Raw genomic sequence first — 7,847 nt, forward strand, 5'->3', positions numbered from 1 at the left:
AAGTAAAAAAGAAAAGCGTGAAACTAGGAAAAGGAGCTTTAAGAACGATGATCTTGGGTTTCAAGGTCTGCTGAGTTTTCTACAAAAGCATAATGTGGAAGAAGTAAAGTCATGCATGTGGTTGTTATAGCGAAGCTTTGGCTGAATTTCTGCACAATGCTGGACATTTTGTTAGTGTTGTAAATCCTTATTGTATTAAATCTTATACAAGGAGTAAGCTCGTAAGACAAAAGAATGATCAGACTGATGCAGAAATTATTGCTGATTATTGCCAAAGACAGGAACCAACTCGTTGGACACCACCTTCTTCTGAAATGAAAAAATTAAAACATCTTTATCGTTGCTCAGTTGCGTTAAAAGAATTAGTAAATAACCACCTAGAAAAAAAAGAGAGACTGCCTAAAGAAGTTGCAAATGCTTGTTGCAACGAATATAGTTAAAAAAATAGAAATAATAAAAAACTCCATACGCAAACTATTAAAGCAGCACAAAGAATTGTTGGAAAATTTTCAGCTTCTATTGACTATTCCAGGAATAGGAGAGGAATCAGCAATGGCTATTTTAGCTGAAATCCCTGACATAAAAGCTTTTAGAGATGCCAGGCAATTGGCAGCATATACAGGAGTTATACCGAAAAATATAACATCAGGTTCATCTGTACATTCTAAACCAAGATTAAGTAAATCAGGTTCACAAACATTACGTAAGGCCCTTTTCTTTCCTGCCATAGTAGCCAAGAATCACAATCCTATCATTGTGAGTTTTTGCCAAAGACTAAAGAAGAAGGGTAAGCATAATATGGCAATTGTGGGAGCTGCAATGCGTAAGCTACTCCATATCATTTTCGGTATCCTGACATCCAAAAGTGCTTTTGATCCAAATCATATCAAGAATTACAGAACTAGGATGTTGACTGTAGTTTAAAATCAAAAAATGCTTCCAATCCATTCAACATATTCACTAACTGTAATCTGTGTACTGTTACACAATCAGAAGTATTTTTTGATTTTATGATACAGCTTGAGTAATTTTTTTGTTGACTAGCAAGACGGTATCTTTCTTATGCCACTTTTCCTTAACTTGACGCGTATGCTGGCCGTAACTGTGTGTACTTAAATAATAATTACCTTCCTCAGGCCTTCAACTCCTCAAATATTTCACTTGCTCTATTTAAAACAGAGTCAGGAAAACCGGCAAGTTTTGCCACATGTATTCCATATGACTCATCTGCAATACCCTCAATTACTTCATGTAGAAAGATTACCTCTCCATTCCATTCTTTTATTTTCACACAAAAACATTTCACATTTTCTAAGTATTCACCTACTTTAGTCAATTCATGATAATGAGTTGCAAAAATGGCGCGGCACTTATTTATATTGTGAATATGCTCAATTACCGCCTGAGCAATAGATAAGCCATCATATACTCCTGTGCCCCTACCAATTTCATCAAGTATCACCAAGGAACGATCTGTTGCCTGATTGACTATCGTTGCTGTTTCAATCATCTCTACCATGAAGGTAGAATAACCAGCTGTTATATTATCTGTTGCACCAACCCTGCTGAATATCTTATCAATTACTCCAATGTGTGCACTATCTGCTGGCATAAATGATCCCATATGAGCTAAAATTGCAATGAGAGCGTTTTGTCTCAAGAAAGTGCTTTTTCCTGCCATGTTAGGACCGGTAATTAGATGTATACCAGCCAAACTTATGCTGTTTGCAATAAATTTATTGTTTACTTCAACCACTGGATGCCTTCCGCTACAGATATCAAATTCCTTACTATCGTCGATAATGGGTTTTACGTAATTGTTTTGTACCGCAAGCTCTGCAAACGCGGTTCTAATATCAAGTTTTGCCAAAGCATTTGCAGAAAGAGCAATTTTTTCAGATTCTTTAGCAATTTCACTACACAGTTCACTAAAAATTTTCATTTCTAAGCCGATTGCAGCATCACGTGCCGTAAGAATTTTATTTTCTAATTCTTTCAATTCATTAGTAGTATAGCGAACACTGTTTACTAAGCTTTGCCTATGAATAAATACATCTGAAGTTATTTTGTGATTTGCTGACACTTCAACGTAATAACCGAGTATATTGTTGTGTAATATTTTTAGTGCAGCAATGCCAGTTAGGTCGCGATAAGATTCACGGAGTTTAGTGATCAGTTTGCTACTATTGTTCAGCACATAAGATAGCTCAGATAGTTCTTGATTATATTTTGGATTGATAAATCCTCCTTCTTTTACGGAACTGAGGTTATTATCAAGTACAGCACTCTCTAGAAGCTCGAATAAGTTTTTATGATTTCCAAGACTTTTATGTATTGTGCTGAGTTCACTCTTGTCACTACTTATCACTTGAGTAGTAGACACTGACTCCTTTTCTCTAGTCAAGCACTGAAATGACATCTGAGAGTTAGCTGCCGGTTTTTCACTTAAGTGATAACTATGTAAGGTAGACAAAAGCTCAGATAACTCTAACGTTTTTCCAAGACCAACTTTTAATAAATAAATGTCTTTTGGTGAACCACGCCCTAGCATCAAGCGCGATAATGATCTCTCAATATCTGGAATATTAGATAATATTTCCCGTATTTTTTTGCATGACTCATGGTGATTTACAAAAAATTCAACGGTGCTGAGCCTTAAATTAATTGCCTTAGAACAAGCAAGTGGTGAAGCAAGCATTTGTTTGAGCAGGCGTCCACCAGAGGCTGTAAGTGTATGATCGATAACTGAAATTAATGAACCTTTCTTTTCACCAAATTGAGTTGAAAATAACTCAAGATTTCTCCTTGCTGAAGCATCAATAAGCATGAAATTTTGTTGTTTATAGGGCTTTGGCAACTCAAGTCTTGGAATGGAGCCTCTTTGCGTTACTCTAACATATTCAAGCAGCGCACCGCATGCCATAATCTCTATTTTACTGAATTTTCCTATAACTCCAAGCTCTCTGATTTTATAAAATTCACACAGCGTTCTATGGGATTTATTATACTCAAAAAAACTCTGTGCATGTTGCGTAATCGATATCTTATAATTTTTCAAAATTGATCTAACTCTTTCATCTTCAGTGAGCTTTTCAGAGATCAATAATTCCCTTGGTGATATACGCAGTAAATCACTATCTAGAGCTTTCAAATTCGTTGTAGTGTGAAAAAATTTTCCCGTTGATAATTCGAGCCAGCCAATAGCATACTCTTCATTTTGTTCAACTATGGATGCGAGATAATTATTGCTTTTATCCTCCAGTAGTGAATCTTCCATAATTGTACCTGGAGTTACAATTCGCACTACATCACGTTTTACTATGGATTTATAGCCCCTCCTTTTTGCTTCATCGGCAGTTTCTAATTGATCACAAATTGCTACTTTAAATCCTAAATCTATTAGCTTATGCAGGTAAGATTCGCTACTGTGTGCTGGCACTCCACACATTGGTATGTCCTGTCCACACGCATTACCTCTTTTAGTAAGCACTATATTCAACAACTTCGCAGCTTTAATGGCATCATCGAAAAATAATTCATAAAAATCTCCCAGTCTATAAAACAATAGATGATCCTTGTATTGAGCTTTCAAGTTCAAATACTGCTCCATCACAGGAGTGTTTTTTTCTCTTATTAAGTTCATAATATTTTTAAATATGTTAGCAATAAACTAGCTTTCTCTGGCATTGGTTATTTTATTATGGATCAATAATTTTTTTTAGCTATAGTACAAAAGCAAATAGTTTAAGGTAGGATTATGGCACATGAACGATTGTCAGAAATATTAAGTATAATAAGTGATTTAAATGAGAGTAATATAATCGAAAGAGTAAAAGAGAAGTTGGAAAAAGAAGATCCAGGCACGTATGAAGAGTGGCAAGATAATGGATTTGACATAAATTATACATTCGATGATCAGAGTACGTTTTTACATATAGCTGCTAGAGGTAATCTTGTAAAGATGGCAGAGCTTTTAATAAAAAAGGGGCTAATGTTAATACAGCAGACCAGGAGGGGTGTACTCCTTTGCATTGTGCTGCTCTCAATGGACATAAAGAGATAGTAGAGTTCCTGTTAGAAAAAGGGGCTAATGTTAATGCAGTGGGTCAGGATAGAAGTACTGTATTACATCATGCTGTTTCTGCTGAAAATTGCCAAGTGGAAATAGTAAAAACCCTCATAGAAAAGGGAGTTAATGTTGATGTAGCGGATAGGTACGGGCGTACTCCATTATGCTGGGCTACTAGAAATGGCTATTTAGATATAGTAAGAATTCTACTTGAAAACAAAGCAGATCCTTTATTGGAACATAAAAGTTTTAGCACATTAAAGCTCTTGGTTGAATTAATAAAAAATGATTTTAAGCACCCGAAGAAAGCAAAAGAAACACAACAACAAGAGGATGATGAATATGAATTGATTAAATACTCATTGCTACTTCGCGGTGACTGTTCTTTAATGGATGTTGCTGGAAGAAGTGCATTTGGTAAGTTGACATCTACGTGGCTTGTTGATATGTCCAACTTAACAGAAAGTCAGAAGGAGTTGAATAAAAAATTTTTAAGCATTTTTAAAGATTTTCCACATGTTACTTATAAGGATTATAAGAATGATGTTGAAAAAATTAAAAAATTTTTACTAGATCATAAAAGTAATCAAGATCTAAAAACCATCCTCAACCTTAAAAGAGGAGAATCTAAACTGACAATACTGCATGTGCTATCAACTATGGAATGTAGTAATGCAGGAGAATTCATGGATTTACTTTTAGAGGCAGGGGCTGATCCTAATGAAAAAAATGCTACAGGAAGAACACCTTTGCATTATGTGACGCGTTATGGTGGTTGTAGTAAAATTGCGGTTTTGCTTCTAAAGAAAGGAGCTAATCGTGATATACAGGATAATAAAGGGAAAACCCCACTGGAAATTGCAATTAATAATCCTAACTATCATATTAAAAACCATTTGTTAACTGATAAGGGAAAGAGTTTACTGAAAAAGTTATGGTCTGCTTCTAAAAACTCTACTAAGCTACAACAGCTTTTGAGTGAACACAAGAATACTCAAGATTTTGAAAGGATTTGCCACTTTTTTGGTTGGGAAGAAGGATCACAAATTGGTGCCAAGGATGTTCTTTATGGAATTTTTCGTAAAGAAACACAAGTTGACCATAATGGAAAAAAGCGTTCGTGCAAGAGTGTAAATCTATGGGATGAGTTCTCTATAGATGAGCAAGATCTACATGAATATTTTGGTGAATTAGATAAAGCTCAAGACATAAATCAGCTAGAACAGATTGTAACCGAAGTTATAGAATTTGGGATAAGGTTGAATCTTTCTTACAAGGGAAATATATATGAAAATGCTTATGAAAGTAGGTATAATTTTACAGATTATGTAATAAGAAGAATTAGTGAATTAAAGATTTTTCAAGTTGAAAGGGACATAAAAGTTGCTAGTCGCATAGTATGTAATTTGGTATCAAAAGGGGCAGTACTTGAAACTCTGAGTAGTATAATTGTAATTGATAAACTAGAGAAGTTTGAAGGACACAAAGCTAATCTGAAAGAAGCACGTAAAAGATATGTACGTTATTCTCTAAGATTTTTGGAAGCTGCAAAAAGCGCAACTACTGGTACGGTAAAAGAGGCAAAAATGGACAACTTCACTTTCTACTTGAAATGCTCAAAGAATAGTACAGTCGAGGTTGCGAAAGTCATAAATGGAACAGGTGAAAGCACAGGACTTCGAAGAGACGTGATAGCGATCGGTGAAAGCGAGATAGAAATTTTAACGGAAAATGGAGTAAGAAATTATACTAACCTTACGGGTAATATAGTACTAACTTTTCATACTGATTTGGGAAAAGTAGATGTTAGATTGTATCCTGATGTGCAAGATAAAAGCAGAATTATAGTAGAGGTAAGTAACAAGGAAGACATATTGGAAAAGTTCAAAAATTGTAAAGAAGAATTAGGTGAGGATTGCTTCCTTGGCAATTATTCTGTCTACGATGCCATTAAGCAAGGATATTTTAAGTATGAAGAATTGAAATCTTCTGAAGTAATTAGCTTACATGAGGAAGTTTTAGAAAAAGATTCCAAATATGGTGTGAGTTCTTCATTAGGAAATATATCTTTATCTCCTATTGTACAACAGGGCATAGAGAAAGTTCGTTCGCAAGGTTAGTGTTGCTCAGCTTAAGTTTAAATTGCCAAAGAGTGCAAATTTTATGATATTAAACGAACTAGCTGTATGCTCCCAGAGTGTAATAGTAAGGATTTAGTATAAATAAATCAGGGAGCATTGAGAACATATAAATTCAAAAGGAGTAAGACCTTTAAGAGTTTTGAGTCTTTTAGCGTAATTATAACAAAGGCATAAAGATGCTCTTTGAGTTGCTCGGTAGTTTAACTGTAGCATTCTTTAAGGTTTTATTCATACGTTCAACTTGTCCAAGACTTTTGTCAAACGGTGTTCAATATCATGTTCTTCACAAACTCTATCAAATATATGTTGAAAAGCATATTTATGACGCTTCTGATTAGTAAATTGTATACCGTTGTCTGTCAAAACGGTACGGATTTTATATGGTAAAATTCTAATCAAGTTACGAAAAACTCAGCAGCTATAGGTTTTATAGCGCTTTCGTGAAGCTCAACATAAGCAAATTTGGACGTTCTGTCTATAGCAACAAACGAATGCCTTCCTCAGTTCTGATATCAATATGAAAGTAGCCGATAGGATATTGTTTGAACTTCTTTTTAGGCTGGATGTCTCCATCAATGTTTGGTAGTCTACTAATCTCATGCCTTTGTAAACAACGATAGACTTCTTTCAAAATTGTCACAGGGAGTGAAAATCGAATATTTGAAAGTGTGAAATATAAGCGTCAGACAAACAAAATCTGTCAAATCAAGAAGAAACACCAAAATTTAAGTTTAGCAATTTTCGGGTATAGTTGTGCAGGGTGACCTTACCCAGAAAAAGTAGAGAGGAAGTAAAGAAGTTTTTGCTATGAAAATAAAAAGTTCAGGAATGCAATGTAGAATGTCTACGCTGTTTATTATAAAAAATTTCTATATATTCAAATATTGCGGTGTTGTGCAGAGTGTTGTGAAGTATCAATGAGTATGAGTGAACTAAAAAAGCTCTCTGAAACAGCATTATCATAACAATAACCTTTGTCTAGAAATAATATTTTTTGTACTCAGTAAAAATCTCTAATTTTTAGAGGTGTATTGTGATCCTTGATCGCTATAAGCAGATTTGCGCCTATCAATAGCCATATCTATGCCTATCAACTAAATCTATTATTGCCAACCATCCTTCATTGGTTTTTATGTACCTAAACCCATATCTTGTTTGGTTGATCAGTGGTGAAATTCTGATTCAATATGTTATAACTCTATTTGTGGTTTTAAACCTTCATCTAAGCTTAGCTTGAATGCCATTTTTCTGCATAACATTGTTTTGATTTTACCTAAAGCCTTTAATTCAGTTTAGGAGCTCCGTACCTGCATTGTGATGCTTTTCTTTGTATGAGCTCTTCTCTTATTGTTTTTTTTCTGAGTAATCCATCTATACAAGCAGATACGTTCAAAAACCTTCATAATTCCCGTGTTTTATAGCAATTTTCATGTTCTTTTATAAAAACTCTTTTTGGTTTGCAAAATATCCCAGGGCTTTTTTTAAAATGTCTCTTTCTCTCGTTACTCTTGCCAGCTCTTTCTTTAAATCAAACTTTTCTTTGTCACAAGTTCCTTTTCCTTGGTTCCAGATATTGTATGTTTTTACCCACCTGCTTAGCCGCTAATACCCAAATCTCTTCCTATTTTTGCTGATGA

General features: G+C 34.5%; 2 protein-coding genes and 4 pseudogenes. 3 read left to right on the forward strand and 3 right to left on the reverse strand.

What is annotated here, in order from left to right; translation table 11 throughout:
- Positions 1-924: pseudogene (locus tag Wcon_RS07105) on the forward strand (IS110 family RNA-guided transposase); the annotation flags it as partial.
- A gap of 208 nt (positions 925-1,132) precedes the next feature.
- On the opposite strand, the gene mutS reads toward Wcon_RS07105, so the two are convergent.
- Positions 1,133-3,643, reverse strand: coding sequence for a DNA mismatch repair protein MutS (gene mutS / locus Wcon_RS07110; protein ID WP_114517708.1), 2,511 nt, complete (start codon positions 3,641-3,643; stop codon positions 1,133-1,135).
- A 380-nt stretch (positions 3,644-4,023) separates the two neighbouring features.
- Here mutS and Wcon_RS12830 point away from each other — a divergent pair.
- Positions 4,024-4,077, forward strand: a pseudogene (locus Wcon_RS12830) (ankyrin repeat domain-containing protein); the annotation flags it as partial.
- A gap of 81 nt (positions 4,078-4,158) precedes the next feature.
- Positions 4,159-6,189 (forward strand): ankyrin repeat domain-containing protein, encoded by a 2,031-nt coding sequence (locus Wcon_RS07115; protein WP_338062150.1) that lies wholly within the window; start codon positions 4,159-4,161, stop codon positions 6,187-6,189.
- Positions 6,190-6,247: 58 nt separating this feature from the next.
- Here Wcon_RS07115 and Wcon_RS07120 read toward each other — a convergent pair.
- Both Wcon_RS07120 and Wcon_RS13080 read right to left on the reverse strand, forming a co-directional pair.
- Positions 6,248-6,829: pseudogene (locus tag Wcon_RS07120) on the reverse strand (transposase family protein); the annotation flags it as partial.
- 203 nt (positions 6,830-7,032) lie between these two features.
- Positions 7,033-7,186, reverse strand: a pseudogene (locus Wcon_RS13080) (IS3 family transposase); the annotation flags it as partial.
- Positions 7,187-7,847: the final 661 nt, after the last annotated feature.

The sequence above is a fragment of the Wolbachia endosymbiont of Cylisticus convexus genome (assembly GCF_003344345.1).

What these genes read in the sequence shown, in the direction of transcription:
- mutS (WP_114517708.1), bottom strand. Translation starts at nt 3,643, where the DNA reads ATGAACTTAATAAGAGAAAAAAACACTCCTGTGATGGAGCAGTATTTG.